Source organism: Nostoc sp. C052 (assembly GCF_013393905.1).
Classification (GTDB): Bacteria; Cyanobacteriota; Cyanobacteriia; order Cyanobacteriales; family Nostocaceae; genus Nostoc.
This window is the reverse complement of the sequence record NZ_CP040272.1, coordinates 4,445,781-4,471,878: the sequence shown is the minus strand read 5'-3', so window position 1 is coordinate 4,471,878 and position 26,098 is coordinate 4,445,781. Positions and strand designations below refer to the sequence as shown.

General features: G+C 42.6%; 19 protein-coding genes. 6 read left to right on the top strand and 13 right to left on the bottom strand.

The features are described 5' to 3' along the window. Positions 1 to 115 precede the first annotated feature (115 nt). From FD723_RS18150 to FD723_RS18115, 8 genes are all read right to left on the bottom strand, one after another. A complete protein-coding gene (locus FD723_RS18150) occupies positions 116 to 1,810 on the bottom strand; it encodes a DUF1565 domain-containing protein (RefSeq protein WP_179066572.1) in 1,695 nt (564 codons plus the stop codon). Between the two features lie 291 nt (positions 1,811 to 2,101). Continuing rightward, entirely contained in the window at positions 2,102 to 2,299 is a 198-nt protein-coding gene (locus FD723_RS18145; protein WP_179066571.1) for a hypothetical protein, read from the bottom strand. A 176-nt stretch (positions 2,300 to 2,475) separates the two neighbouring features. Next, a complete protein-coding gene (locus tag FD723_RS18140; protein WP_179066570.1) occupies positions 2,476 to 3,096 on the bottom strand; it encodes a low-complexity tail membrane protein in 621 nt (206 codons plus the stop codon). Between the two features lie 105 nt (positions 3,097 to 3,201). Further along, complete coding sequence (infB, locus tag FD723_RS18135; protein WP_179066569.1) at positions 3,202 to 6,378, bottom strand: translation initiation factor IF-2; 3,177 nt, start codon at positions 6,376 to 6,378, stop codon at positions 3,202 to 3,204. A gap of 482 nt (positions 6,379 to 6,860) precedes the next feature. Next, the gene (locus FD723_RS18130) at positions 6,861 to 7,130 is read right to left on the bottom strand and encodes a YlxR family protein (RefSeq protein ID WP_179066568.1); all 270 of its coding nucleotides are present in this window, start codon (positions 7,128 to 7,130) and stop codon (positions 6,861 to 6,863) included. Positions 7,131 to 7,279: 149 nt separating this feature from the next. After that, the gene (nusA, locus tag FD723_RS18125; RefSeq protein ID WP_179066567.1) at positions 7,280 to 8,563 is read right to left on the bottom strand and encodes a transcription termination factor NusA; all 1,284 of its coding nucleotides are present in this window, start codon (positions 8,561 to 8,563) and stop codon (positions 7,280 to 7,282) included. 155 nt (positions 8,564 to 8,718) lie between these two features. Next, a complete protein-coding gene (rimP, locus tag FD723_RS18120) occupies positions 8,719 to 9,180 on the bottom strand; it encodes a ribosome maturation factor RimP (RefSeq protein WP_179066566.1) in 462 nt (153 codons plus the stop codon). A 235-nt stretch (positions 9,181 to 9,415) separates the two neighbouring features. Continuing rightward, complete coding sequence (locus tag FD723_RS18115) at positions 9,416 to 10,864, bottom strand: hypothetical protein (protein ID WP_179066565.1); 1,449 nt, start codon at positions 10,862 to 10,864, stop codon at positions 9,416 to 9,418. 560 nt (positions 10,865 to 11,424) lie between these two features. Here FD723_RS18115 and FD723_RS18110 point away from each other — a divergent pair. Further along, positions 11,425 to 12,126: a peptidoglycan-binding protein gene (locus FD723_RS18110; protein ID WP_179066564.1), complete on the top strand. Its 702-nt coding sequence runs from the start codon at positions 11,425 to 11,427 to the stop codon at positions 12,124 to 12,126. A gap of 31 nt (positions 12,127 to 12,157) precedes the next feature. Here the strand turns inward: FD723_RS18110 and FD723_RS18105 are convergent, their stop codons facing one another. Together FD723_RS18105 and FD723_RS18100 are read right to left on the bottom strand one after the other, a co-directional pair. Continuing rightward, positions 12,158 to 13,051 (bottom strand): hypothetical protein, encoded by an 894-nt coding sequence (locus FD723_RS18105; protein WP_179066563.1) that lies wholly within the window; start codon positions 13,049 to 13,051, stop codon positions 12,158 to 12,160. A 142-nt stretch (positions 13,052 to 13,193) separates the two neighbouring features. Continuing rightward, a complete protein-coding gene (locus FD723_RS18100) occupies positions 13,194 to 15,083 on the bottom strand; it encodes a serine/threonine-protein kinase (protein ID WP_179066562.1) in 1,890 nt (629 codons plus the stop codon). Between the two features lie 292 nt (positions 15,084 to 15,375). Here FD723_RS18100 and FD723_RS18095 point away from each other — a divergent pair, with 292 nt between their 5' ends. After that, positions 15,376 to 16,284 carry a DUF3365 domain-containing protein gene (locus FD723_RS18095; RefSeq protein ID WP_179066561.1) on the top strand — a complete coding sequence of 303 codons (909 nt, stop codon included), beginning with the start codon at positions 15,376 to 15,378 and terminating at the stop codon, positions 16,282 to 16,284. A 149-nt stretch (positions 16,285 to 16,433) separates the two neighbouring features. Here FD723_RS18095 and FD723_RS18090 read toward each other — a convergent pair whose 3' ends face one another. Next, positions 16,434 to 17,675: a serine/threonine-protein kinase gene (locus tag FD723_RS18090; RefSeq protein WP_179069188.1), complete on the bottom strand. Its 1,242-nt coding sequence runs from the start codon at positions 17,673 to 17,675 to the stop codon at positions 16,434 to 16,436. A gap of 502 nt (positions 17,676 to 18,177) precedes the next feature. Here FD723_RS18090 and FD723_RS18085 point away from each other — a divergent pair. Next, positions 18,178 to 18,450 carry an alanine-zipper protein gene (locus tag FD723_RS18085; protein ID WP_179066560.1) on the top strand — a complete coding sequence of 91 codons (273 nt, stop codon included), beginning with the start codon at positions 18,178 to 18,180 and terminating at the stop codon, positions 18,448 to 18,450. On the opposite strand, the gene FD723_RS18080 is transcribed toward FD723_RS18085, so the two are convergent. Beyond that, positions 18,433 to 20,700: a PAS domain S-box protein gene (locus FD723_RS18080; protein ID WP_256874856.1), complete on the bottom strand. Its 2,268-nt coding sequence runs from the start codon at positions 20,698 to 20,700 to the stop codon at positions 18,433 to 18,435. The genes FD723_RS18085 and FD723_RS18080 overlap by 18 nt on opposite strands. A gap of 428 nt (positions 20,701 to 21,128) precedes the next feature. On the opposite strand from FD723_RS18080, the gene FD723_RS18075 reads away from it, so the two are divergent. Then, a complete protein-coding gene (locus tag FD723_RS18075; RefSeq protein ID WP_179066559.1) occupies positions 21,129 to 21,695 on the top strand; it encodes a Uma2 family endonuclease in 567 nt (188 codons plus the stop codon). A gap of 1,125 nt (positions 21,696 to 22,820) precedes the next feature. Next, positions 22,821 to 23,504 carry a response regulator transcription factor gene (locus FD723_RS18070; protein WP_179066558.1) on the top strand — a complete coding sequence of 228 codons (684 nt, stop codon included), beginning with the start codon at positions 22,821 to 22,823 and terminating at the stop codon, positions 23,502 to 23,504. A gap of 345 nt (positions 23,505 to 23,849) precedes the next feature. Here FD723_RS18070 and FD723_RS18065 read toward each other — a convergent pair whose 3' ends face one another. Then, positions 23,850 to 24,272 carry a lysozyme inhibitor LprI family protein gene (locus tag FD723_RS18065; protein WP_179066557.1) on the bottom strand — a complete coding sequence of 141 codons (423 nt, stop codon included), beginning with the start codon at positions 24,270 to 24,272 and terminating at the stop codon, positions 23,850 to 23,852. Positions 24,273 to 24,994: 722 nt separating this feature from the next. Between FD723_RS18065 and crtR the strand changes: the two genes are divergently transcribed. Next, positions 24,995 to 26,041 carry a beta-carotene hydroxylase gene (gene crtR / locus FD723_RS18060; RefSeq protein WP_179066556.1) on the top strand — a complete coding sequence of 349 codons (1,047 nt, stop codon included), beginning with the start codon at positions 24,995 to 24,997 and terminating at the stop codon, positions 26,039 to 26,041. The last annotated feature ends 57 nt before the right edge of the window (positions 26,042 to 26,098 follow it).

The window sequence follows — 26,098 nt, the reverse complement described above, 5'->3', positions numbered from 1 at the left end:
TAAAGACCCCAAATTTTATGTTTAGAAAACTCTAAAATTAGTAAAAATCACATTATTTGGAAGCGCTAGACTGATAATTTGTTAGTCTGGCGCTTCCAATTTTGCTAACTAGACATTACTGAACTGTTACCAAATAGGATGAAGGAATTGGTTGAGCGCGTCCAGCATTGACGAGTGCCTGGTAAACAAAGGCAGCAACTTCGGCTCTAGTTGCTTGACGATTAGGATTGAGTTGCTTTGCTGTGGGATAGTTGATTACTAATTGCCGTGCAGTTGCCGCCGCAACAGGAGCGATCGCATAATTAGGAATCTGGGCAGCATCGGTGTAAAAGGAAAGGATATTCTGATTATTCGCAGTTAAGCCCAAACCATTAGCTAAAGCTACTAACACCTGTACTCTGGGGATTTGCTGCTGTGGCTTAAAAGTGCCATCGGGATAACCAGAAACAAATTGACTCTGGTAAGCAGATTGAATTGCAGCGTAAGCCCAAAAATTGGTTGCTACATCCTTAAACTTAATGCCTGCACGTTTGACTGGTGGCGTTAAGGCTTTAGTGACAATAGTGGCGAATTGAGCGCGGGTTACAGGTTCATTTGGTTTAAAGCTGCCATCAGGAAAGCCAGCAATAATACTTTGGGAGGCTAAAGCTTCGATGTAGGTTTTTGCCCAGAAATTTGCTGGCACATCTTTAAAGGCAACAGGCCCTCCAGGGGGTACGTTAACAGATGCGGCAACAAAATCTACTGAGCCAAAAATCTTTTTCTGATCGATATCGTTGCCAACAGCAATAATTTGACCTGTTTTGGTGGCGTTGTTCACATCATAACGAGTGTTATTGCGGATCAGATTACCACCAGGACTTTCGTTGGTGCCAAGGTCGGGTAAAGCACTAACAGTTGCTACTACTCCATCCCGCTTATTGTTCTGAATGACATTCTTACGCAATATGGGCTTCGCTGACTCTGAGATAAAAAGACCGTCTTGGTTTTCGACAATTTGGTTTTCCACAATGAGGGGCGTAGAAGTGCCACCGATCGCAAGACCAAAACCTGTATCCTGAAATAAGTTACTCCGAATTTCTCCTTGGGCAGCTTTGGCAATTGAAATGCCATTACCTTTGTTTTGCACAAAGAGATTACCTTCGACTTTGGGATTGGCTGTACCCGTGACAAAAACACCCTCTCTGACACTGTTAGTAAAAGTACTGTTTTTGATGATGGGATTAGTTGATTCCACCCACACACCCGTACCCCGGCTATTTGGGTTGGTGACGGTGACACCAGTAATAGTGGTATCTTGCTCGGCAAGGATGGTAATATCTTGTCTGGCAAAGGTGCGGCTAGTGTAGAAACCTCCACCTGTTATTAATATCCCTTGACCTTTACTAGCTTCATCACCCCGCAGTGTTACCCCTGGTTTCAGCAACAGTGGGAAGGTTTCGCCACTTTCTTGGTTATAGTTACCAGGTGCTAATTGAATAACTGTACCTGCTTGGGCTTGACTGAGAGCGAAACTGATGCTTTTGTAGGGTGTTGCTGAGGTTGCACCAGCACCAGCCCTATCTGTACCGCTTGCTGGATTAACGTAAATCGCTGCGGCTGTTGCAGGAACTTGCGCTGTGAGAGTTGGGGCGATACCTGCTGGGTGAGTCGTACCAGCATTAACTTCACCAGGTAGTAGTATTGATCCGCTAGAAACAGCTAGCATTGCCGTGAGTCCGGCTCCCACGCGTAAAGTATATCTGAGATTACTGCTAGAAAGAAGGCGGAAATTTTTCGCTAGAGAAATGTGAAAACCCCGATATTTCATTTTTTGAGTCTGTGATGTGCTGAATTACGGTATGTTGAACAAGGTTTTACAATAGCTACAAGGCTACTATGAAACCCATGCAAAACTATACTGGATGATTAGCACTGATTCAGCTAAATTCCTTAGATACATCACAGAACTTATACATTAGTTATATTAGACATCTTCGGAAATTAATTATACGTTACTTAAAATACTTGTAGAGACGCGTTCATGCGGGACTAATCCCCGCATGAACGCGTCTCTACATTCTTTTTCACAGATGTCTATTGTGTTATTTAAAAAATTCTACTAGTAAGCTAAAGTTTCTAAAGTTTCCCTTAAATACCGCTGTACTTGTTGTTCCAGACGAATTCCCTGTAATTGGGTATCGCGTTCTAATTGCCAGCGCTGAAAACCGGAACTAGTGGAGATCGCGCACTTAAGGCTATACCAAATTTCAGTATCAGCAGAAAATTGGCGATCGCTAGAAGCTGGAATTTGAGCCATAGTTCCTCATTCCTTTATTTTAAACTTCAACGGTAATTGGGTATTGGACATTGAAAAGAGGCAGAGGGGCGGGGTGCAGGGGGCGGAGGGGAAAATTCTTCTCCCTTGCTCCCTGCTCCCTGCCCCCTGCTCTCCTCTCTAGCCCTTTAAAGTCAAATAATATACTTTATGGGCTGCTACGAATCTGTATTTATCCTAAACAAGGATTGCAGTAGTCGGGGCACGATTTGATTAACCCTTACCCCTAAAATGGTAAAATCTTGCTTAATCTTTTCTAAAGATAATGGTTCTATGCCAGCAAATTCTGTGTCATTAGTCACCAAAACTCGCATTACACTCAGAGGTATTTGTAAAAATAGATTGCTGCCTAAAAAAGCTAACCCTGCAAGCACTAGTGCAAGACTACGCCATTGTGGGAGAAATTTAGCTGAATTTGCTACTAATGGGGCAATTTGGTAAAGATGCCACAACACAAAAACTGACAATCCTGCTGCTACTAATGCCAGAATACGATTTAACTTTGTATTAATTAAACAGAGAATTTTTCGTTGACTTTCAGTCAGATTTTCTGGCTTTTGGGCTATTCCTAAAAGAGCAAATATATAAAAAGGGCGACGCAACTGCATCCACAACAGGGGGAGAACACCGATGGCGGCAACTAAGAATAGCTCCATCCAGACTGGTAAAAACGGCTCGCCTACAGACAAGAAAAATAAACAGAGTACTAAAAAAACAGGCAAAGTCGCTAATCCAGCGACATGAATCCACAAAATAGGTTCAGAGCGAAATGAATGCATATTATAAAAAGTTGTGAGTTAAGAGTTAGGAGTTAAGAATTAGCAATCTTTAACTACTAACTCCTAATTTATCACTCCTAACTTCTAACCATTTTACCCTTAACACTATCTGGTTAAGGTGAGAGTGCGGCGTTTCGTAACCATCTGATAGGATTCGATGATGTCACCTTCAACCCAATCATTGAATTTATCGATGCCGACACCGCATTCATAACCAGCGTTAACCTCACGGGCATCTTCTTTCATCCGTTTTAGGGAGTCAAGGACACCTTCAAAGATCACCTTACCGCCGCGTCGCACCCTGACTTTGCAGTTGCGAACTAGCTTGCCAGATTGAACGTAGCAACCGGCAACCGCACCACGACCGACTGGGAAGACGGCACGGACTTCGGTTTGACCCAAGGGTTCTTCCACCAACTCTGGTTCCAAAAGACCTTCCAAGGCATCTTGGATATCTTCTAGGAGTTTGTAGATGACGTTGTATTCTCGGACATCGACACCTGCTTCATCGGCGGCTTGTCTGGCACCACTGGCAAAGGTGGTGTTGAAGCCGATAATTACAGCGTTACTGGCAGCGGCTAAGTCGATATCTGTCTCGGTAATTTCCCCAGCAGTCGCCAACAGCATCCGAATTTGGACTTCGTTTTGCGGGATTTGCTTGAGCGCTCCCACAATGGCTTCTACAGAACCTTGTACGTCTCCTTTCAAGATCAAGTTGAGTTCTTTCAACTCGCCTTCTTGGGCTTGAGCGGACAGGGTTGTGAGGGTAACACGTCCTTGTAACAGGCGGGATAGGCGTTGTCTATCGGCGCGATCGCTAGCGAGTGCCCTGGCTTCTTTTTCGTTCTGGAAGACCTCGAACTCGTCGCCGGCTGCTGGCACATCACTTAAACCTAATACCTCGACAGCAAAGGAAGGAGAAGCAATGTCTACTCTCTTGCTTCTGTCATCCACCATCGCCCGGACTTTACCGAAGGCCGAACCAGCTACCAAGATATCTCCCACATGCAGAGTACCATTCTGAATTAGCAGGGTAGCAACTGCTCCCTTAGCCTTATCCAGATGTGCTTCAATGACAGTTCCTTTGGCGGCACGATCTGGGTTAGCAGATAGTTCTCCAACTTCTGCTACTAAGAGAATCATTTCTAAGAGCGTATCCAGATTTTCACCTCTGATAGCGCTCACAGGAACCATGATTGTCTCACCGCCCCAGTCTTCTGCTGTCAAACCATATTGGGTCAGTTCTTGTTTAACCCGCTCTGGCTGTGCCCCTTCTTTGTCAATTTTGTTAATGGCAACAACAATTGGCACTCCCGCAGCTTGGGCGTGACTAATGGCTTCAATAGTTTGGGGACGGACACCATCATCAGCAGCCACTACCAACACGGCAATGTCTGTTACCCTAGCTCCTCGTGCCCGCATCGCTGTAAAAGCTTCGTGACCAGGCGTATCCAAGAAAACTATCTGCTGTGGTTTACCCTCATGTACCAAATCCACATGGTAAGCACCAATGTGTTGAGTGATACCGCCAGCTTCGCCAGCAGCCACTTTGGTTTTGCGGATTGAGTCGAGCAGGGTTGTTTTACCGTGGTCTACGTGACCCATAATTGTCACGACTGGCGGACGGCGATGGAGATATTCTAGGTCTTCTGCACCGACCATTTCCGTAATTTTCCGGGCTTCTGCTTCTCGCTCGGCGGTTTCGACTTCTATTTCTAGTTCTTTTCCTACCAGGGTAATTGTGGGAATATCTAGATTTTGGGTGATACTCACCGCCATGCCTTTCAGGAACAGGATTTTGACGATCTCTGTATCGGCAACGGCTAAAACGTCAGACAGTTCTTGCACCGTTAACGGCCCTGTAATCGTCACTTTTTCAGGACGTTCACGCTTGGTTTCGGCTTCTTGGCGACGATTTTGGTGATGGTCTCGGCCAGAACCAGACCTAGAACCAGACCTAGAACCAGATTTTTTCGCTCTTGCAGTTGGGGCGCTAGCAAGGGTTGCACCTGGCATCTGTACAGGTCGAGTCGCTTTCGGTTTCGGAGGACGAGCTATGGAAAGGCTGACTTGGACTGTGGCTGGTGAGTCGATATCGTCATCATCCAGCAAATCTTCTTCAAACTCATCATCAAGTATGGGTTTGATCCGCTTGCCTTTAACGCCAGCTTTTGCCTTCTCTTTAACTTCGTCAATGATTTCCTCTTCTACCCACTTTTTGCCGCCTTTGGTTGGGCGAGGTGGACTTGGGCGTTTCAAGTCGAGGAGATCCGGTGTGATTGGTTCATCACCCAATCCTTGAGATTTGCCGGCTATTCCTGACAACTGTCTGGGTGGAGTAGCGATCGGCATTGCGGCTGCTACAGATTCACCTGGGCGTGCTGGTCTGGGTCGTTGCCCCTCTCCCAGTTGTGATGGTGCAGATGGTCTATTGCCCCTTGGCTCTGGTCTGCTGGGTGCAGGGGTGGGACGACTTGTCCTTTGTGGCGCACCGACTGGGGACTGGTCTGTTGGCAGTTTAGCGACTCTTGGCTTAATTTGCTCGCGATCGCCTTCTGCGGGTCGTAGCCGTTGGTCGCGTTTGAGGATCGGTTTATCTGCCTGAGATCCCGACGGCTCATCTGCCACCGGGGCTTCTTCCGCCGCAGGTCTGGCTGGAGGAGCAACTAGTTGCGGTTTGATCGGTTTTTCCGATTTTGGTCTGGGTGCAACTGTTTTTTCCGGTTTTTGGGATACTATTTTTTCCGGTGCTGGATTTGGATTAGGCGTTTGTTCCAAGCCAGCGATCGGAGATTGGATCTGGGGTTGCTCTTTAGTCTCAGATTGAGTCCGGGGCACAGGTCGAGTTGGTGCTGCCGGTTTCAGGGGTGAGACTGGTGTAGCGAAAGGCCGTGGAGGAGAGGGAGGATTAGCTTCAGACAAGGCAGCTTGGGTATTGTTAGCAAGTGACGCCTCTGGGGCGTTGGGAGTAGTATTTCTCAATATTTTGGGTTTGCGTATTTCCAAAATTTGCTGTTTGTGGGGTGCAGCAGGTCGGTTACGTCCGCCGTTGGGTGGTGAATTTGGCTTATGGCTGGTTGTACCTAGTTCCTTTTTGGTAGACACACTCGTAGCTGCAAGCTTTTCTGCTGCCGCCCGGATGTTTTCTGCCTCGGATTCTGAAATCGTGCTGCTATGGCTTTTGACCGCAATATCGAGCTGGTCGCAAATTGCTAGTAGCTCTTTGTTATCCAAATTCAATTCCTTTGATAATTCATAAATTCTAACTTTGCCGTTGGTCATCCACTCTTCCCCTTTAATTTACAGTTTTAGCGGATGGTTGCCTGGTTTGCGACATCTCCATCCTTGGATTACTGTTTTTAGACTGCCGTTCAGTTTTTGCCGGTGCCTCCAATCAGGAAAGAGAGATGTTTCGGTTTAATAATGGCATCCCCACCAGGAATGATGGTTGAGGGATACCCATAAAAATTTCTTAAATAAAAGATTTTTATAGGAACCCTTGACGCCGAACTGCGCCTGAGCGCTACCAGGTTGCCATTTTGTAGTTTCTTGTTTTGGTGATTCTGAGTCTTCCACAACACAATCGATTACATCTTGTTCTGGGAATGTTGCCTCGCCCCTCTTGTTTATTGGAGAGTCGAATGCCTTTTACACCCATTTACTATTTTGGCACTAACCTTAACGATCAACGGGGAGTGTGATGAAAGCACGACTTCGGCTTCCGACACAATGCCTCTAATGATTACGTCACAAAGTTGTTCCAACTAAATTTGGTTTTGGGTATTAATGCGGGCTAGACGTTGCGACAAGCTTTGGTACAGTGTTTCTGGCACTGATGCATGTAGCGATCGCCCTAGTCGATTTTTTTTTTGAGCCGCTTGTAAGCAACTCGTTTCTGGACAAATATAGGCAGAACGCCCCATGCCCTGATCTAATTGTACCTTTCCCGATGGAAAGACGCGGACAATCCGCCAAAACTCATCTTTTGAGCCTACTTTACGGCAACTAATACAGCGCCGATAATTTGGTTTCATCGGTTTTCTACGATCCCAGCCCAGGATAATGGCAGTAAAAAGAAGTTTACTATGACTATGTTTTTACCTATACCAAGTAGCTTTTGAGAAAATAATCCTTGAGACTGAGACTACAATCTACAGTATCAAAACTTTACAAAATTAATCAATTATTCATCATCGTTGTTGTCAAAACTATCTTCTTCTAATTCTTCCTGATTTTCATCCTCGAATTCTTCCTCATATTCCAGATCGTCTTCCTCTGATTCTTCTGATTGATATTTTGTTCTGACGGCTGCAAATTTAGCATCCTCTCCTGCAAAGTCATACTTAGCTTTGTCTTTGATGTCTATTTTCCAACCAGTCAGGCGGGCTGCTAAACGGACGTTTTGTCCTTCTTTGCCGATGGCCAAACTCAATTGATCTTCAGCCACCAGTACGTGAGTTTGCCGTGATTCCGGGTCCATCAGCCGTACTTCATCTACTCGTGCTGGACTTAGGGCATTAGCGATATATGTTGCTGGGTCTGGCGACCAGCGAATTACATCTATTTTTTCACCGCGTAATTCGTTGACTACCACTTGAATTCGCGATCCCCTGGCTCCAATACAAGCGCCTACTGGGTCTACATCGCGATCGAGAGTGTCTACTGCTATTTTAGTCCGGGGACCGACATAACGGGAGGGGGGGTTTGCCTCCCTAGCGACGGCAACAATCCGTACCACTTCATCTTCAATTTCTGGGACTTCGTTGGCAAAAAGATAAACCACCAAACCAGCATCAGCACGAGACACAAGCAACTGTGGCCCTCGTTGTTGACCTTGGGAGACTTTTTTCAGATATACCTTGAAGGTGGCATTTGCCCGATAATTATCGTTGGGTAGCTGTTCCCGCTTCGGTAATTCTGCTTCTACTTCTGGCTGACCAAAATTACTGGTGACTGCCAAAACCACTGATTGCCGTTCAAACCGCAGGACTCTTGCTTGCAGGACTGTTCCTTCTAAATCTTGGAACTCTTCTTGCACCATTTGGCGCTGTTGATCCCGTAATTTTTGCGCCAATACCTGCTTAGTTTGCATCGCCGCCATCCGCCCAAATTCTCCTTGGTCGGGGGTAACATCCAGTACTACAGAGTCTCCTAGCTGGGCTTCAGGAGCAACTTGTTGAACTTCGTCTAGGGAAATTTGGTGGTCTGTGTTATTGACTTCTTCAACAATGGTTTTGGTGGAAAGAACGCGAAAGCCTTCTCCTTCAATATCGAGTTCTACTTCAAAATTCTCAAAATAATCTTCGTCAAACTGTCTGCGCTCTAAATTTTGGGCACGGCGATAACGTTCGTAGCCTTTGAGTAGGGCTTCTCTAATCGCTGATTGAACTGCAAGCCGGGGTAAATTGCGATCGCGACTTATACTTTCAATTAATTCTTTTAATCCCGGTAAAGTAACCATTGACATAAGCAATCTCCTTTAAAAATTAGGGACTGGGGACTGGGGACTGGGCATGGGGCATTAGGTGCAAAGGGAAAAGACTTGCAGCAACTTCTCCTCTGCTCCTCTGCTCCTCTGCTCCTCCAATACCTAGTCCCTAGCCTCTAGCCTTTAATCCTCGTTTATCGGCGCTCGTCTAACTGCACCTTATTAATTAGGGAACGGGGAATTTCGACTACACGACCTTTTTGGTTTAAGTAAAGTGTTGTCTCATCCCGACGAATCAACTGACCTGTCCACTCTTGTTGTCCTTCGTAGGGGGGCGTTGTGGAGATAATGACAGGAAATCCTTTAAAGGAAATAAACTCCCTGTCTGTTACCAGTTGCCGCGAAATACCAGGACTAGACACTTCCAAGACGTATTTATCTGGAACGATTTCCGCAGCATCTAAGGAAGCTTCTAAAGCACGGCTCATCCTCTCACAATCGTTCAACCCAGTGTCTTGTTCAGGGTTACGAATATCTACCCGCAACACTGGGGGACTTTGGTTGGTGTGAAAAACCACGCCAACCACTTCCAATCCCAGTCCTTCTGCTACTGGTGTCGCCAAATCAATAATTTGTGGAACTAAAGGATGAGCCATGAGAGAATTCAATAAAAAAAGTGGGCGTCGACCCACTTCCTGCGATAGGTATATCTTCCAAGAAGTCTTGTGACGAACCAAATGATGATTCGCCTAATTCGAGTTTAGCGCATTTCTTTTATAGTCGTGCATTGGGGGCTGGGGATTGGGCATTGGGCATTGGGCATTGGTTATTCTTCTTGTCCCCTTGTCTCCCTTGTCTCCCTCATCTCCCTTGTCTCCCTCATCTTCCCCTCTACCCTTCCCGTATTTCTGGGAGAGTATTACCTTTATCAATTACTGTGGAAACTGATGTTTGTGTTCTCAGCTTTCGGGTTTGCTCGATAATTTGGTCTATGTCTTCTTGGGATAGACGCTGAACGTAGTTGAGTTTGATTTCCTCTAAGAAGTCAAAAAGTAAACTCTGAATTTCTGAGAGTACGTGTCTTTCTTTGATTTGAGATCCCAAGACTTTGCTAAAGGTTTCTACTAGTTGACTGGTGAGTTTTGCGCCCACAGGGTCTTCAACAGCGTTAACTAACGTTTTGTAAAGATTAGTTGTGATTTGAGTCGCCAATTGTTCGCTTAACTGGGTTTGGGCCTGTCCCACACCGGGGAGATTCTGGAGGTTGCGGTAGACGGGGACTTGATGGAAGACGGTTTCGATGTTGTGGCGCAGAATGGCAACGATCGCAGGTTGGATTTCAGGTAGCACTTGGTAGACAATTGTTTTTACCAAAAGACCTGCGATCGCTTCTACTTCATTCACATTATTAATATCTATGTAGGGACGTAAATTTTCTTGTTGCGAGAGCCAGCTTGTTAATTCACCCCGCTGAATTGAACCCTGAACCTGATTAATCACTCTCACCACGACAATTTCTGTGAGTTCTTCGGCAAAATTGGCGACAATTCCCTGATTAAGTTGCCGCCGCACTGGATGCAAATTCAATAACTGCGCTTGATCGAGGCGGACTACTACAGGTAAGATTCGCAACCATCGCCAAAAAGGTAGTAGTAAAAATAGGTCGTACCAACGCCACAATACTGCTTCTAACCAGCTTAAACCAGGATGTTGTCGTCTGAGCAAGAAGGTGCGGCCCAGCAATTCTACACCAAATAAAATTACAAAGAATAAGTCAATAATCCAGAAATCATCAACAAATTCGCCATTTTCGCCAATTTTGCGGTAGTAGTTAGAGGCAATCAAAGGGCGAATGCTATCGTTGAAAAAATTAATTTCTTGAACCCAGCCTTTTTGTGATAAGTACGGCTGACTCCAAAAAGTGGCAAAGGACTGTTTTGCAGATTCGTTGTGGATGCGATCGCGCATCCGCTTTTTGATTTTCTCCAGAGTACCACTCTTATTCACTCCCGCAAACGGGTTAGTGTCAATCATCTCGTTGCTCAGACGCCTGATTTCTTCTAGCCTGCTATTGACTTGAGGCGACTGTAACCCTGTTTGGCTGACTTGTTCTTCTAATGCCTTTACTAGTTCTAAATAATTTTTCGTTTCTCGATGGCGTTCAATACCTTTGATGGGGTCATAAATCTCAACAATTTGCGGAAGTTTTCGCAAGTAGAAATCTCGCCAGGGTACGTAACTTAAATCAAACAAAACTAAACCTAAATTTACGGTGGCAGTAATTGCCATAAGTCTTTCAAACCAGAGATTACGCTGTTTAGAAGATTTTATGTTTCTCATTATTTGTCATATATTATACACGTTGAGAACATTGAGAATATAAGCTCTTTCGCTTAATTAATTTTCGGCTATTTCCAAGAAATTACAGCTATTTGCAGTTATTTACAGTTGAGTAAACCCCAGATAAGGGACATCCAAAAATTAAATTACTCAATTTTTGTATCCAATAGGAGCAGGGGGACAAGGGGGACAAGGTAGCAATATCTCTCCCTTGTCTCTCCAAAGCGATTGATTATTTTTTTATTTGGAAGTCCCTAAAAGGGCAGTTAGAAACCAAAACCACAGGAGGCTTTAAACGCCTGTGTGAGTAACAGTCGCCAATCTCCAGATCAAAGGGTCTATTCGATTCAAATGATAACTGCTGTATCTCTGCCAATACAAGATACTTCTTTTGATGGATGATACAAATCAGTTTTTGTGTTGGTGACTAAATTTTACAAAAATAAGTCACAAATTATTCAAAAATCATGAAATAATCGTGAAAAAAGTTATTAAACAAACTTAAAATGCAGCTGTTAACCTTTATAATCCTGCTGATTTAACCCAAAGGAGTTTTGAATATGTGGTGTGGGTTTGGAAAATCAAGCGCAACCTTTGCTGTTACTTGCCTGGTGACTGCTAGTTTAGTAATTGCAGACACAGGTTTCGCAGCCCCTCAGCGTAGCTATACGCCCCAGCAGTTCCGTGAGGTATTGCGGGGATTAGGCTATAACGTCAAGATAACAAACACTGCTTTGACGGACGAAGAAACTAAAAAGGCAATTCGAGAATTTCAGACGGGCTATAAGCTAAAACCAGTTGATGGAATAGCAGGGCCAAAAACCCAAGATTTTGCTGCTAATATCGTTAAAATTCTGCACACAAATCTGAATGTAGTGGTGAAGCCCAATCCTCCCCTCCCACGCGATCATTTTTATGGTTCTCGCACGGAAGAAGTGGTGAAGGAGTATCAGAAGAAATATCAGCTGCAAGAAACTGGAATTGCTAATTTAGCACTCCGCCAAAAGCTGAATGAAGAAGCAAAGACAGTTGTGAGTCAGCCAACAGCAACACCGACAGCGACACCGACGGCTAAACCAACAGCTAAACCGACGGCTAAACCGACGGCTAAACCAACAGCTAAACCGACGGCTAAACCGACGGCTAAACCGACGGCTAAACCGACGGCTAAACCAACAGCTACCCCAACAGCGACACCAACAGCTACCCCAACAGCTACCCCAACGGCTACCCCAACGGCTACCCCAACAACTACACCTTAGTTGCCACAAACAACTCCTACCCCAGAACCACTCAAGTCCTCTGATTTGGTTCTTCTAAGGGTCTGCCCTTGGGTGTAGGTAGAATTGGAAGGCGGTCATTGTAAGGCATAGGAATGTACTGCACGCTGGGTCTCCCTCCTTGGGATTGTGGGTACAGATCCATGAGATCGTAAATAGAATGGGGCAGTCCGACAGTTACGGGCAGCCCCATTTCTGTTGCTTCTTCAATAGTGATGGGATAGTCGTGAGTGACGCGCCCAGTTGTTAGGGCTTCGATAATCGGTTCGATATTTTCTGGCAGAACTTTTTGTTTGGGTATACTGTCTTTCAGGAGAGTTCGCACAAACCGCTGCACTTGCTGAATTGCTTTGCGTGAGAGGTCAGCCATAATTAAGGTTTGGTCATCAATCTCACTGATGGGTTTATCTTCAACTACTTTCAGGATGCTAGCTGCGGGGTAATTACCCAATTGGGGATCAACTGGCCCTAAGACAGCGTTAGTATCCATAATAATTTCATCAGAGGCGATCGCAAGCATTGTACCGCCACTCATGGCATAGTGAGGTACAAAGACTGTAACTTTTGCCTGATGGCGAATTAAAGCTCTGGCGATTTGTTCAGTAGCCAAAACCAAACCACCAGGAGTATGCAAAATTAAATCAATTGGCACATCTGGAGGTGTGAGGCGAATTGCACGCAATATTTGTTCTGAGTCTTCGATAGTAATGTAGCGAGATATCGGAATTCCCAGAAAGCTAATGGATTCTTGGCGGTGAATTAACAAAATCACCCGACTTTTGCGTTCCTGCTGGAATTCTTGTAAAGCACGCAAACGCCGATATTCTATTTGACGTTTTTGCCAAAGGGGTTGCAAAGAAGTCAGCAGGAGGAAAATCCAGAATAAATCACCAATACCAAAGCCCATATATCTAATTTATTGTTCAAAAATCACGGTTGCCGTAATTATTGTGACAAATTTGGAGCGATCGCAATTCTATCTGTAGATTTAAAAGTATCAAACCACACTCAGGACAAAGAGACGTAAATTACAAATTACAAATTATTTACTACCCTCTCCGCCAAATTTTGATCGTGTCGTCATCACCACCGCTAACTAGGGTTTGGCCATCAGGACTAAAGGTAACACATCTCACATAGCTGGAATGCCCTGTCAGTGTGCTGATTTCTCTGCCACTGTGTATATGCCACAGTTTGATAGTTTTGTCCCAACTACCACTAGCGAGAAATTGTCCATCCTGGCTAAAGGCGACTGACCAAATGGAATCAGAATGACCAATGAGAGTACGAATTTCTCTGCCTGTATTTACATGCCACAGTTTAATTGTGTTGTCACCACTGCCACTAGCGATAATTTCCCCATCCTTGCTAAAGGCGATACAGTTGACAAAGAAGGAATGACCTGTGAGTGTATAAATATTTCTGGGGGTGTATCCTTGCCACAGTTTAATTGTGTAATCATTACTGCCACTAGCCACTAGCTGTTTATCCTGGCTATTGGTTGCAGGCGTTCTCGGACAGTAAGCCACTGATGAAACTGCGTCGGAATGACCTGTGAGAGTTTGGATTTCTATGCCAGTACCCACTTGCCACAGTTTGATTGTGCAGTCAGCACTGCCACTAGCCAGAAACTTGCCATCTGGACTAAAGGCAACAGAATTCACCCAGTTGGCATGACCAGTAAGAGTACGAATTTCTTTGCCTGTGTTGATATCCCATAATTTGATGGTGTTATCCCAACTACCGCTAGCTAAGATTCCCCGGCTTAGGTCTGTAACTCCCGTAGATTTGCCGGAATCTCCTTGATAAGAAAAGTTTGCAGAAATTGGGCTAAAAGCAACGGAATGAACCATACTGGAATGACTAGAAGACCAACGACCCAATTGACGCACTAGCTTTCCAGTAGCTACTTGCCAAAGTTTGATAGTCTTGTCATTACTGCCACTAGCAATAAATTGGCCATCTGGGCTAATGGCGATCGCATGAACCATACTAGAATGACCTTTAAGGGTCTGCACACATTGCCACTTCTGTCGGTCTAATACAACAGGTGGAGGTAGTTGCTGTCTAGGTGCAACAATTAAGGTAGAAGGTATTTCTGTTATATCTTCCCCAGCATCAGGGCCCAATAAATCCAACCATTCCTGCACAGATTGGGGACGGTAGGTTGACTCCAAATCCATGCCGCACAGAATAGCCTGATTTACCCTGTTGCTGATGTTGGAATTAAAATATTGTGGTGGTTCTAAATTAATATTATGACGCCGATCATCTGCACTTGTTGGTACAACTGCGGTAAGTAAATTATACAAAGTAGCGGCTAGGGCATATATATCAATATATTCTCCTCGTGGCGCTTCTGCTTCATACTGCTCAGGAGGGGCAAAACCAGGAGTGCGATATACAGTATGCCTTTGAATTACATTAGGAATAAATTCTCTAGCAATGCCAAAGTCTATCAGCACTGCTTCTGGTTTATCAATGCGGATCATTATATTGCGTGGTTTGAGATCCCGATGCAGCAGTCCTTTAGAATGAATTAGGGTCAAAGCGCTGCCAATTTGTCGGATATACAGCAGTGCTTCTGCTTCTGATAGCACCCCTATTCGCTTCAAACGCTGTCCCAAATCTTCGCCTTCGATATAATCCATCACCATGCAAGGGAAATTTCCCTCATCAAAGATGGTTTCTATCTGTACTATATGAGGATGGTGGCACACAGCCAGCCGAACTGCTTCATCACGAAAGTCTTGCCGTAACTTGTTTCGGTGGAGTATCCAGGCGGGGTGATTCAGGATTTCTTCTTTGAGGGTTTTAATCACTCGCTGTTGATTCCGTTGATTTCTGGCAAGATAAGTGATGCCAATTCCGCCTTCACCTAGTTGGCTTTCGATAATGTAGCGTCCCCCGAATAAAGACTTTCCTGCATTCCACACCATTAGTAATATTTGACAATTGCTGGTATTTATTTTGGCACGGCATCAGAACAGCCACCGGAATTTTTGGGAATTCCATTTGAATTGCTGTTGTAGATTTTTAAAACTTAGTTACTTAGAGAACATTTTCATTAACCTCAATAATTACTAATAGTATAAAGTTGGATATATCCTCATAGTTTTAGCTCAACTATGTCTTTACACTAAAATTTTTAGTTGATTACTCATGCTAGAGTAAACGATGACTTTAGCCATATTTGTTCATAATAATTTGACTTGTCGATAATCTAAAATTATGCTAAAGAATCTAAATCTGAAACAAAAATTTACAATTTTGCTGCTGGTAATTCTGACATTCGGTCTGAGCTTGACTGGGTTTGCTCTTTCCTCCCTGCTCCGAGAAAATGCTAAACAAGATATTAGCTCAACTGGTCTCATGCTCATCCAAACAATGAGTTCTGTTCGCAAATACACCAGCACTCAAGTGAATCCAGAGCTAGTTGATAAATTGGCTACTGAATTTTTGCCGCAAACCGTGCCTGGATACTCAGCACGGGAGGTATTTGAAATTTTACGAAAAACAACAGAATACCGTGATTTCTTTTACAAAGAAGCAACTCTCAATCCGACAAATCTTCGAGATAAGGCTGATGGTTTTGAAACGGAAATTGTAGAAAGGTTCAGAAATAAATCAGACCTTAAAGAAGTAAGTGGATTTCGCTCAATTCCTGGTGGGGATATCTTTTATATTGCTCGTCCCTTAGAAGTTTCTGAAGAAAGCTGTCTGAAGTGTCATAGTGTGCCCGAAGCTGCACCTCAAAGTATGATTACTCTTTATGGCGCAGCTAATGGATTTGGGTGGAAGCTTCATGAGATTGTTGGCGCTCAGATTATATCAGTACCGGCGAATAATGTCATCAGTAAAGCCAATCAGTCTTCTTTACTAATTATTTTGATTGTATCAGCTATATTTATCGTGACTATCTTGTTAGTCAACCTGTTCTTGAATCGACAAGTTGTGATGCCTCTCAAACGTATGACTCGCATAGCTGAGGAAGTCAGTACGGGACACATGGAAGTTGAATTTGAGCAGATGTCTAATGACGAAATTGGTAATTTAGCTAAAGCCTTTAAACGGATGCAGTTAAGTTTAGAAATGGCAATGAAAAGAATCAAACGTACTCAGGGAAGTACAGGGGAATAATTCAAAATTCAAAATTCAAAACAGTTGGAATTGGGGATTTAAACCCCAATTCCAACTGATACTACATATAGATGTAGGGGGTCTTAAACCCTTGATTTTACGATAATTCAAAATTAAAAATTATTCCTAAATCTGTGGTGTATAAGTCTCTATGAGAACAAGCTTTTTTTGAATTCAAAAGCTGCTTGAAAGCTAGGAATTTCCCTAGCTAAGAGTTCAATAAATTGGTCAGGTGAAATATCAGGATTTTGAGCTAATATTTCTTCTATAATCAGATTTGCCATTGGGCCAATGTGATAAGCTAGCTGTTGCTGACAGTGTTTAACAAATGCTGGCTGTAGTGAAGGTTGTTGTTGTTCAATTCGCCCAGTTTGTGGATTAGTAGGTGAACTAAAAATTGTTTCTTCAGTTTGGTTAGATGATTGCGATATACCCGACATCGCCTGGAATTCAGGGTTAAATACTGTGGGAGGCAAATCGTCAACCATGATTGGAGGAGATGCTGCTACTTGTAGTTCTTCAATACGCTGTAAATCGATAATAACTTCTCTGGCTGTTTGGTATCGCTTGTTAGGTCTATCTGCCAACATGCGATCAAGTATTTGAGCGAATTCATCAGTAACATAGGTATAATAACGCCAGTTCCACTCCAAGGAGTATTGATCCATTAGTAAAGATGGATCTCTACCTGTGAGTAGTACAATAGCAGTCACACCCAAAGCATAAAGGTCACTGGAGGGTGAACATAAACCCAGGCTAATCTGTTCGCGGGGAGCATATCCCACTTTCCCGACGAGGGACATTTTGCCAACAAATGTTACCTGTTGGTTTGAACTTCTTCCCTCGTTTATATCAGTAATTTGTTTACCTACACCAAAATCAATCAGCACTGGCAAATTATTGCCATCGGGTAACATGATGTTGTCAGGAGAAATATCTCGATGGATAATGTTGTGTTGGTGGACATATTCCAAAACAGGCAGCAGATTCTTTAGCCACTGTATAACTTCGTCTTCAGCAAAATTTCTTCCTTGACGTTGAAGTTCTCCTAGCAGTCTAGAATATGTTTTACCATCGACATACTCTTGCACTAGAAAAAGCCTACCATCTCCTTCAAAGCAAGCCAAAAACTTGGGAATTTGAGGATGTTGCAATTGATGAAGAATTTTTGCTTCTCTTTTAAATAAGTTGCGATATTGTTCCAGTCCACTTTCCCCTGTGCCAATGGGTGCAAATTCTTTGAGAACACAAGCTTCATTAAAACGACGAGTGTCAAAGGCCAAGTAAGTTCGCCCCAATCCTCCCTGTCCGAGAAGTTTTTGGATAATATAGCGGTTATCGATTAGAGTTCCAGCAGCTATTTCTGGCCTTGTGATATGAGACTGTGACATCATCATCGCACTCCTAGCGATTTTATTTTTGATAAATTATCTAGTTTGCTGAAAGTCAGAAACTCTAGCAGATAAAGGCTGATAACATCCTTAAAATTGAGGTTAGCACCACTATCGAGACAAGGAAATACACTTTTCTACAATCTTCTGATGGTCTTGTGTTATTAAACAAACAGTTTTTACTTGGGTAGCTCGATCATACTACTCATACTTAGATATTTTAGCCGCCGCAACATCATTAGTGTCTGCGGTCATATCTGCGAATATCGCCTTTTGATTCGCTGCTGTACTTTGTTTTACCCCTAGTAGCCCAATTGGCACTGAGTTAGGGAATAGTAAGGATATAGCGCGACATCATGGTTTTTTTGAAAAACCGAGGTTGCTATAAGACTTGCTGAAAGAAATATTATATGTATTTCAAGTGCTGAATATGCGATCGCTCTCAAAAATTAATCTTTATGAGAACTAATCTCATTATGAGATAGCTGTTTCGGCATCAGCTATGAAAGTTTTCAGTACGGCTGATTGGCTGATTCTTCAAAATAGGTATAACAATGCTAATGCGTCGGCTAACAATGCCAATGCGACAGCTAACAATGCCAATGCGACAGCTAACAATGCCAATGCGACAGCTAACAATGCCAATGCGACAGCTAACAATGCCAATGCGACAGCTAACAATGCCAATGCGTCGGCTAACAATGCTAATGGTCTCCTTGCATTAAAAAAAACGCTATGCTTTTACCTAAAACTTTACTTAAGACTTACCTTCTAATGGCAGTATTACCGCACAAGTCGTACCAATTCCTACTTCTGTGGTGATGTTAATATGACCTTGGTGTAAGTCTACACACTTTTTCACTACTACCAAGCCTAATCCTGTACCAGGAATGCTTCTGACGTTTTTGCCACGATGAAACGGCTGAAACAGGTGCTTTTGATCTGCTATGGGAATCCCAATACCTTGATCTTGAACTTGGAGAATCACCGTATCTAATTTAAACTCCAGACTCAGATTAACATTCCCTCCTTCAGGAGAATATTTAATCGCATTTAGCAGCAAATTAGACAGAATGGAACGCAATAACCTTTCATCTACCCAAGCATAAACAGCTTTTCCTTGGCAAGCAAAACTCAATGTGTGCCTTTCATCTGTGCTTAGACGCATTTCTTCGACAAAATAAGCGCAGAATTCTTCTAAATTTATGAGTTTGGGATTAAATTCTAGTTTTCCGGTTTCGGCTCGATTGATAGTCAAAATATCGTCTAACATCTGAACCATATTTTTGACGGAAAGTTGAATCCGCTGTAAGTTCCTCAGTCGCTTAGAAGAGTTATCCCATTCATCTTGACAATTCTCTAGCAATTGCGCTGCTGCTAAAGCAGTACTCAGAGGAGTACGAAATTCATGAGATGCCATTGAGAAAAAGCGTGTTTTCAGGACGCTGAGTTCCCTTTCTCGCTCTAGTGCCATCCGAATTTCATCTAGCCTTTTGCGTCCGGTAATGTCACGTTGTACTGCTATCCAGTGGGTATAACTGCCAGTTTGATCGGCTACGGGAACGATGCTGAATTCATTCCAAAATTCCGAGCCATCTTTACGGTAGTTAATTACCTGAACTGTGACTGATTCCCAATGAGATAGAGCATTCCAGACTTTATCCAGTTCAACCCGACTTGTTTTTGCTCCTTGAAGAATACGCGGCGTTTTACCCAAAACTTCTTCCGGGCTGTAACCTGTGATTCTGGTGAATGCTTCATTAACGTAAATAATATGCGGCCCAGGTTTGCCAATTGGTTGTGCTTCAGTAATAACTACACCATCATTAGTATTTACAACTACAGATTGCAACAGCCGCACCTGTTCTTCTTGCTTCTTTTGGTGTGTAATATCGGCAATCACTGCTACCATACCGTTGATACTATCGTCGCTATCATGCAATGGAGCGGCGGAAAAAACTATATCGATCGCAGTGCCATCTTTTTTAGAAAGATGCAATTCCACTCTGGTATAAGTTGTTCCTTGTAAGATACTTTCTTGAAGAGTGTTGTATTCTTCTAATTGGCGATCTAAAAAAATGGGGTTAGGATGGTCAATTACCTCTGCCTCTGTCCAGCCAAACATCCGTTCAGCAGCAGGATTCCAGATTTTTACGTTGCCTGCTAAATCAAGTGTGAAAATGGCGCGAGGAGAGGCAGTAATCAAAGCTTGCAACGCGGCTTGGGTGCGCTGGCGTTCAGCAATTTCGGCTCGGAGAGAGACATTGGCTGTAGCTAACTCTTGAGTCCGCAGCTGAACGCGGTGTTCTAGTTCGGCGTTGAGTGTTTGTAGCTGTTTGTAAAGTTCCGATTGTTGGATGGCGATCGCTACTTGGGTAGCAAGTTGCTTCATTAACTCAATTTCCCAAGATTCCCATACACGAGTGCGATCGCACTGATGAGCAATCAATAAGCCCCAAAGATAAGGGGTAGAAGCAGGTGTTTTGCTGTCTTGTTGTTTATCCCCTTGCCGATTCTCTTGTAAAATTGGCACTACCAACTTAGCTTTGACACCAAACTGTTTCACAAACTCTGCTAGACATGGTTCGACATCAGCTTGATCGACATTTGCGATCGCGCGGGTTTTTCCCAATGAATAGGCTTGATGATACTCTTTAGGGAACACTTCGGGCGGAAAGGTTTCTCCCAAAATTTTTGTATATTCAGGTAGAACTGTTTCAGTCATAGCGCTACCCGTACCATTTTCCCAGAGGCGATAAATTAACACCCTATCCGCTTGGAGAAACTCACGTACTTCTGCAACAGTGGTAGTAAGAACCTCCTCTAACTCCAAAGATTTACGGATATGGTGAGCAATCTGGCTTACTAGTCGCTCCCGCTCAGTTTGTTGTCGCAGGATCGCTTCTACCCGTTGCCGCCTAGTTACTTCTAGCTTGAGAAAATAGTAAATTACTCCCAAGGTAATAATGCTAAAGCCAATACCGATAGGGGTGAAATTTATAATACTAAAATCGGGTATGAGCATACGAGTGACAGATTAGACGAATTGGGAATTGGGAGTGTAGTGATTTATCTGTATCAGGAAAGTGAGGCAGTTAACCGCATTATCATATATAGCAATCCGTAAGCGTTGCGGTAGCGATTCAGACGCTCCTGCGTCGCTCTAAGCGAAGCCATGCCGAAGGCGTTGCCTCTCGTTCGCGCTAGCGTCTCCCCTTGGGAGAAGATAAGGCTTTACGCTGCGCTATCGAGCGTCTTTGATTCCTGAATCACTCGCAATACAGTTCGGTTAAGGTAAGAGATGTGATGAATCGCGTCTGATTATTGTAGAGACGGCGATTTATCGCGTCTTGGTAATTTGGCAAGAAGAAATAAAATATACTGAGTTTTTTCAAAAATCAAAGAGGCGATCGCTGATAAACTGAATGTAAGAGTTTTGGAGTAGCAGAAGTTATGAGTGTTGCAAAACCTGCATCTCTAACCCTAGATGAGTTTCTCCAGTTACCAGAAACCAAACCTGCAAGTATTTATATTGATGGTGAAATTATCCAGAAACCAATGCCGAAAACGCGCCACTCTCGCCTTCAAGCTAAATTGATTAATGGGATTAATGAAGTCACAGAGAAAAGACAAATTGCTTATGCTTTTCCAGAGTTGCGTTGTACTTTTGGTAGTCGGTCAATTGTTCCAGATGTAGCGGTTATTCGTTGGCAACAAATTGAGTTTGACGAGAACGGAGAACCTGTAGATGATGTGCTAATTGCTCCAAACTGGACAATTGAAATTCTTTCTCCCGATCAGAGTTCTAATCGAGTTACAAGCAATATTTTATACTGCCTAAAATATGGTTGTCAGCTTGGATGGTTAATTGATCCTGATGACCGCTCAGTTCTCATATTTAAACCACATCAACAACCAGAATTTTGTCATAAAGAAGATAGATTGACTGTTCTAGATGGAGTTGATTTAGAGTTGACAGTAGAACAGTTATTTAGCTGGTTAAAGATGAAAGCAGAGTGAGAAATACAGATTGAAGAAGAATTCAGAACTCAGTAGTCAGAATTAAGAACATCAAATTTTCAATTTGTGGGGGAATTAAACCCGTTTATTATACGGTGTATCGGTTGTCATTTGGTAATTTGAGGGCAACTCAAGCTAAGTAAACATCGCACAAAATTCAATTCTGTTAGCGGTAGCGGGGCGTTTAGCCCATTCTGGATTCTGACTTCCTTTTCAATTAACAACTTTTATCAAATCTAGTGTAAAAACTGCCATACTTAAACCAGTATTGCCTTAATTGATGACAAGGCGTAAATAAACTGGCTTTAACACGATAAAGAAAAACCTGCCGATGATCGCCCATCCAAATTTTGTCAACCGGCTCAACAGAAATTAATGTACCTCCTAGAGCGGCTATACACTCGTTAAATCTCTCAACGCAAGAATAGTCTATGGTTTCAAATATAAAAAAATGACCCGAACAGATTAAATGACGGCTTCTTATCCAACATTGGAGCTTTTTATGCGCTTGTGGCGGCAACATTGTTTTGCTTCAAATAATTTGAGATGAATGCAGTGTTTATATGGATTTTTCAATGAATGAACTTCTAAGTTCAGGAGTCAGAAGTAACCAAGGTTTAAAAGCGTGCTAAATATGCTTTGTATCTTGCTGAACTCTACTCAATACAATTCTTTTTTTAACTGGGTAATAACCCACGCTAAAACTAAAGTTTTCATTTATAATTCTTTACTCCTGCCTCCTGCCTTCCCTTATAAATAAAATAATTTTCTGTGTTATGCAGAGGCACTCCAGGTGCAAAGAAAAACGCTTAATTGCTTATTTTGCCTTTTTCAAAAGTTAAGTGAGTGTCTTCAAAAAATCTGACACCTAAACCTAAACTTAGTCCAAAAGCCATTTCTAAAAATCTTCTGGCTAAAGATAGAGTTCTTATGAAACATCTTAAGGAGGTTATTAGAAACCCATATAAAATATAAAATTACATCTCAAAAGTAAGGAAATTACTCAGGAAATAGTAAAGAAATCGGAAAGAAGGAACGAAATCGAGAAATTGTTACTTTTTGCAATATTTTCTCAATGAGAATTTGCCAATTGTTTGAAATATAACTAAGTATCTTTAAAAAATTATGCGAATTCTTTTAGTTGAAGATGATTTACGCCTTGCCGAAACTTTAGCAGAAGCCTTGACAGATCAACGTTATACGGTTGATGTGGTGACAGATGGTGAGGCAGGATGGAATCAAGCCAAAATGCTGGATTATGATTTACTGCTGCTGGATGTGATGTTGCCAGAACTCGATGGAATTAGTTTATGTCATCGGTTGCGATCGCACAGCTATAGTATGCCTGTTCTCATGCTCACTGCTCGTGATACCGTTAGCGATAAAATCACTGGACTCGACGCCGGAGCCGATGATTATGTAGTGAAACCCGTGGATTTACAAGAACTATTTGCCCGAATTCGCGCCTTGCTTCGTCGGGGTAATGTTTCATCACCGCCGATTTTGGAATGGGGCAATCTGCACCTCAACCCAAGCACTTATGAAGTGAGCTATGGAAAAAATATGCTACATTTAACCCCAAAAGAGTACGGAATCTTAGAGTTATTACTGCGAAATGGTCGTCGTGTTCTTAGTCGCAGCGTGATTATTGAACATATTTGGTCATTAGATTCTCCTCCAGAAGAACATGCTGTGAAGGTTCATCTGAGAAGCCTACGTCAAAAGCTCAAAGCAGCCGGAGCTTTTGAAGATTTTATTGAAACAGTTCACGGTATAGGCTACCGTCTCAAGCAACTCGACCAATTATAGTCCTACTTGTAATGGGAAGCAGTTATATAGGAGTTCAATATTGTGGGGTGGGCATCTAGCCATTGGTGTCAACTTAACGTAAAAACTAGCCTAGTACAAACTTTTAGATATTATCTCGTTCCCAGTCGGAGACTGGGAATGCTCATCGTTGAGGCTCCGCCTCTCTTTCTGGCGGCAGAGCCGCTTTTGAGTTGCATTTCCAGCCTCCGGCTGGAAACGAGGTTTTAAAAGAGTTTCAGCTTAAGTTAACACCAATAGCAAGACGCCCATCCCACAAGAGTTAATTGAATGTTTTTTTATTTGTCAGTCCCTAATGATGCATAGCTATGCACCCTTAATTCACGCTTAAGCGTCAGGTTTGAGATATTCTCGTAATTGTTGAGTACGCTGTTTTGTGATATTTTCTAGACAACCAAAATAAATTGTGGGGGAAATACTTCCGCCCTCATATTTACTTGTCTCAAACTCACAATTGTTATCTCGAAACTTAATCCATGCTTGCTGTGCAGCAATCAATTTTTGTTTTCTAGACCTTTCTAATGTAGATACCAATTGTTGATAAACTTGATTCAGTTTTTTATCTGCATTCTGATAAGATAACTTCGCGCATTCATTAATTACTGCTTGAGTTTGAGCATTATTGCAGTTTAGCTTTTGAGCTAACTGCATTTTTGGTAAATTCGATGTTGTGCTTGCTGTTGTAACACTAGGAGTATGTAAGCTGCTAAAAGCTAGTATATTTACTAGCAAGAGGGATAAACAACGCATAGATTCTTTCGTACTTAATGTTGATTTGTATACTGCGTAAGTCTTCACCTTGACTTTATCTCACCAAACTACATGAATTAGTTAATAAGTCAAGAATCTTAATTTGGGAGCATCCAAATTTTGCAAATATACATCTCGAATGACTAGAAGTCGCAGCTAGAGGTAAAAAGATCCCCAAGAGTATAAAGGCTGTGGAGTTTTAGGGAATCTCAAGGCGGGGAAAGCGATCGCTAGTATATATACTTATAAAATTTCCCAAAAAAGGGATAAAATGTTTCTTTAAGCAAATAAAATATACATTTTGTTAGAAGTATGATATCTATGTTTAAAATACTTTCATATACCTCAGATTCCGACAAAACTCTTGCGTTTATCATTCAAATAACTGTATTCTTTATATTGTTGAAAATTGTTTTTCACAAAAGCAATAATACAGCATAATCTCAGCACATCGGAAAAACATTGCCTTGGGAAATCGATAAATGTCGAGATCAAAGCAAAATATGTATACCGTTGTTGGTAGCATCACAAGTAAGTAGAAAGGAATTTAAAATTCTCTTTATCTGCTATTTCCTACAAGCCATATCTAATCTAAATATAGAAGAGTATTGGCTAAATTTTCAATCTTTTTATCTCTCTAATCGGGGCAAGAAATATATTCTGTGCTGGCTGAGTTTGGGATTTAAAGCCTATTTTATCAACGAATCACGACCAGGAAAATTATGACCTCTTTAGATCCTAATTTTTTTGACATCCCGGACAAAAGCCTAATCATCATCGACCCAGCCGTTGATGACTATAAAAAGCTAAATGGCAATAACTCGGAAGTCATTTTTAAAGACGTAGTAGATACAGAAGTCAGAACGGTAACTTCAGAAGCGCATAAGCTGCTGAAAGCTCCACCGAAGGAATTGTTAGCGCCTCCTGGTGATTTTAATCCGACGCTACTACTGTTTTTGGCATCTGTGACAGTGTTGGTGTTATCTAATTGTGGTTACTGGCTTTGGCAATGGCCAGACTGGTTGTGCTTTAGTTTTAACACGATTGCCTTACATTGTTCTGGGACAGTAATTCATGATGCTTGTCACCAATCTGCCCATCGCAATCGAGTAATTAATGCCATTCTAGGGCATGGTAGCGCCCTGATGCTTGGGTTTGTTTTCCCCGTGTTTACGCGAGTACATTTGCAGCATCATGCTCATGTCAATCATCCGAAAGATGACCCAGATCATTTTGTTTCTACAGGTGGCCCGCTGTGGCTAATTGCATTTCGATTTTTGTCCCATGAGGTGTTTTTCTTCCAACGGCGACTGTGGCGCAAATATGAGCTATGGGAATGGTTTATTAGCCGCTTAATTGTTGTTGCAATTGTTTATATCTCAGTTCAATATCATTTTTTAATGTACGTTCTCAACTTTTGGGTTGTGCCTTCTGGGATAGTGGGATTAATACTAGGTTTATTTTTTGATTATTTGCCCCATCGTCCTTTTGTTGAACGCGATCGCTGGAAAAATGCCCGCGTCTACCCTAGCCCAATTCTTAATATCCTAATTTTAGGACAAAACTATCATTTGATCCATCATTTATGGACTTGTATTCCCTGGTACAAATATCAGTCTACATACTATTTGATGAAACCTCTGTTAGATGAAAAAGGCTGTTATCAAACTTCAGGCTTACTACAAAAAAAAGACTTTTTAGAGTTTATTTACGATATTTTTGTAGGAATTCGGTTTACTCATAAAAAAACTAAAAATCAAGATGAATAGCGATTAAAAGTTGCGGCTACAAATCAGCTCAGCTCAGATCAGCCCAAAACACTTGTA

What these genes read in the sequence shown, in the direction of transcription:
- FD723_RS18080 (WP_256874856.1), bottom strand. Translation starts at nt 20,700, where the DNA reads ATGCTCATACCCGATTTTAGTATTATAAATTTCACCCCTATCGGTATT.
- crtR (WP_179066556.1), top strand. Translation starts at nt 24,995, where the DNA reads ATGACCTCTTTAGATCCTAATTTTTTTGACATCCCGGACAAAAGCCTA.
- FD723_RS18150 (WP_179066572.1), bottom strand. Translation starts at nt 1,810, where the DNA reads ATGAAATATCGGGGTTTTCACATTTCTCTAGCGAAAAATTTCCGCCTT.
- FD723_RS18105 (WP_179066563.1), bottom strand. Translation starts at nt 13,051, where the DNA reads ATGGGCTTTGGTATTGGTGATTTATTCTGGATTTTCCTCCTGCTGACT.
- FD723_RS18130 (WP_179066568.1), bottom strand. Translation starts at nt 7,130, where the DNA reads ATGAAACCAAATTATCGGCGCTGTATTAGTTGCCGTAAAGTAGGCTCA.
- FD723_RS18115 (WP_179066565.1), bottom strand. Translation starts at nt 10,864, where the DNA reads ATGAGAAACATAAAATCTTCTAAACAGCGTAATCTCTGGTTTGAAAGA.
- FD723_RS18110 (WP_179066564.1), top strand. Translation starts at nt 11,425, where the DNA reads ATGTGGTGTGGGTTTGGAAAATCAAGCGCAACCTTTGCTGTTACTTGC.
- nusA (WP_179066567.1), bottom strand. Translation starts at nt 8,563, where the DNA reads ATGTCAATGGTTACTTTACCGGGATTAAAAGAATTAATTGAAAGTATA.
- FD723_RS18095 (WP_179066561.1), top strand. Translation starts at nt 15,376, where the DNA reads ATGCTAAAGAATCTAAATCTGAAACAAAAATTTACAATTTTGCTGCTG.
- FD723_RS18145 (WP_179066571.1), bottom strand. Translation starts at nt 2,299, where the DNA reads ATGGCTCAAATTCCAGCTTCTAGCGATCGCCAATTTTCTGCTGATACT.
- rimP (WP_179066566.1), bottom strand. Translation starts at nt 9,180, where the DNA reads ATGGCTCATCCTTTAGTTCCACAAATTATTGATTTGGCGACACCAGTA.
- FD723_RS18075 (WP_179066559.1), top strand. Translation starts at nt 21,129, where the DNA reads ATGAGTGTTGCAAAACCTGCATCTCTAACCCTAGATGAGTTTCTCCAG.
- FD723_RS18085 (WP_179066560.1), top strand. Translation starts at nt 18,178, where the DNA reads ATGAAAGTTTTCAGTACGGCTGATTGGCTGATTCTTCAAAATAGGTAT.
- FD723_RS18070 (WP_179066558.1), top strand. Translation starts at nt 22,821, where the DNA reads ATGCGAATTCTTTTAGTTGAAGATGATTTACGCCTTGCCGAAACTTTA.
- FD723_RS18140 (WP_179066570.1), bottom strand. Translation starts at nt 3,096, where the DNA reads ATGCATTCATTTCGCTCTGAACCTATTTTGTGGATTCATGTCGCTGGA.
- infB (WP_179066569.1), bottom strand. Translation starts at nt 6,378, where the DNA reads ATGACCAACGGCAAAGTTAGAATTTATGAATTATCAAAGGAATTGAAT.
- FD723_RS18065 (WP_179066557.1), bottom strand. Translation starts at nt 24,272, where the DNA reads ATGCGTTGTTTATCCCTCTTGCTAGTAAATATACTAGCTTTTAGCAGC.
- FD723_RS18100 (WP_179066562.1), bottom strand. Translation starts at nt 15,083, where the DNA reads ATGGTGTGGAATGCAGGAAAGTCTTTATTCGGGGGACGCTACATTATC.
- FD723_RS18090 (WP_179069188.1), bottom strand. Translation starts at nt 17,675, where the DNA reads ATGTCACAGTCTCATATCACAAGGCCAGAAATAGCTGCTGGAACTCTA.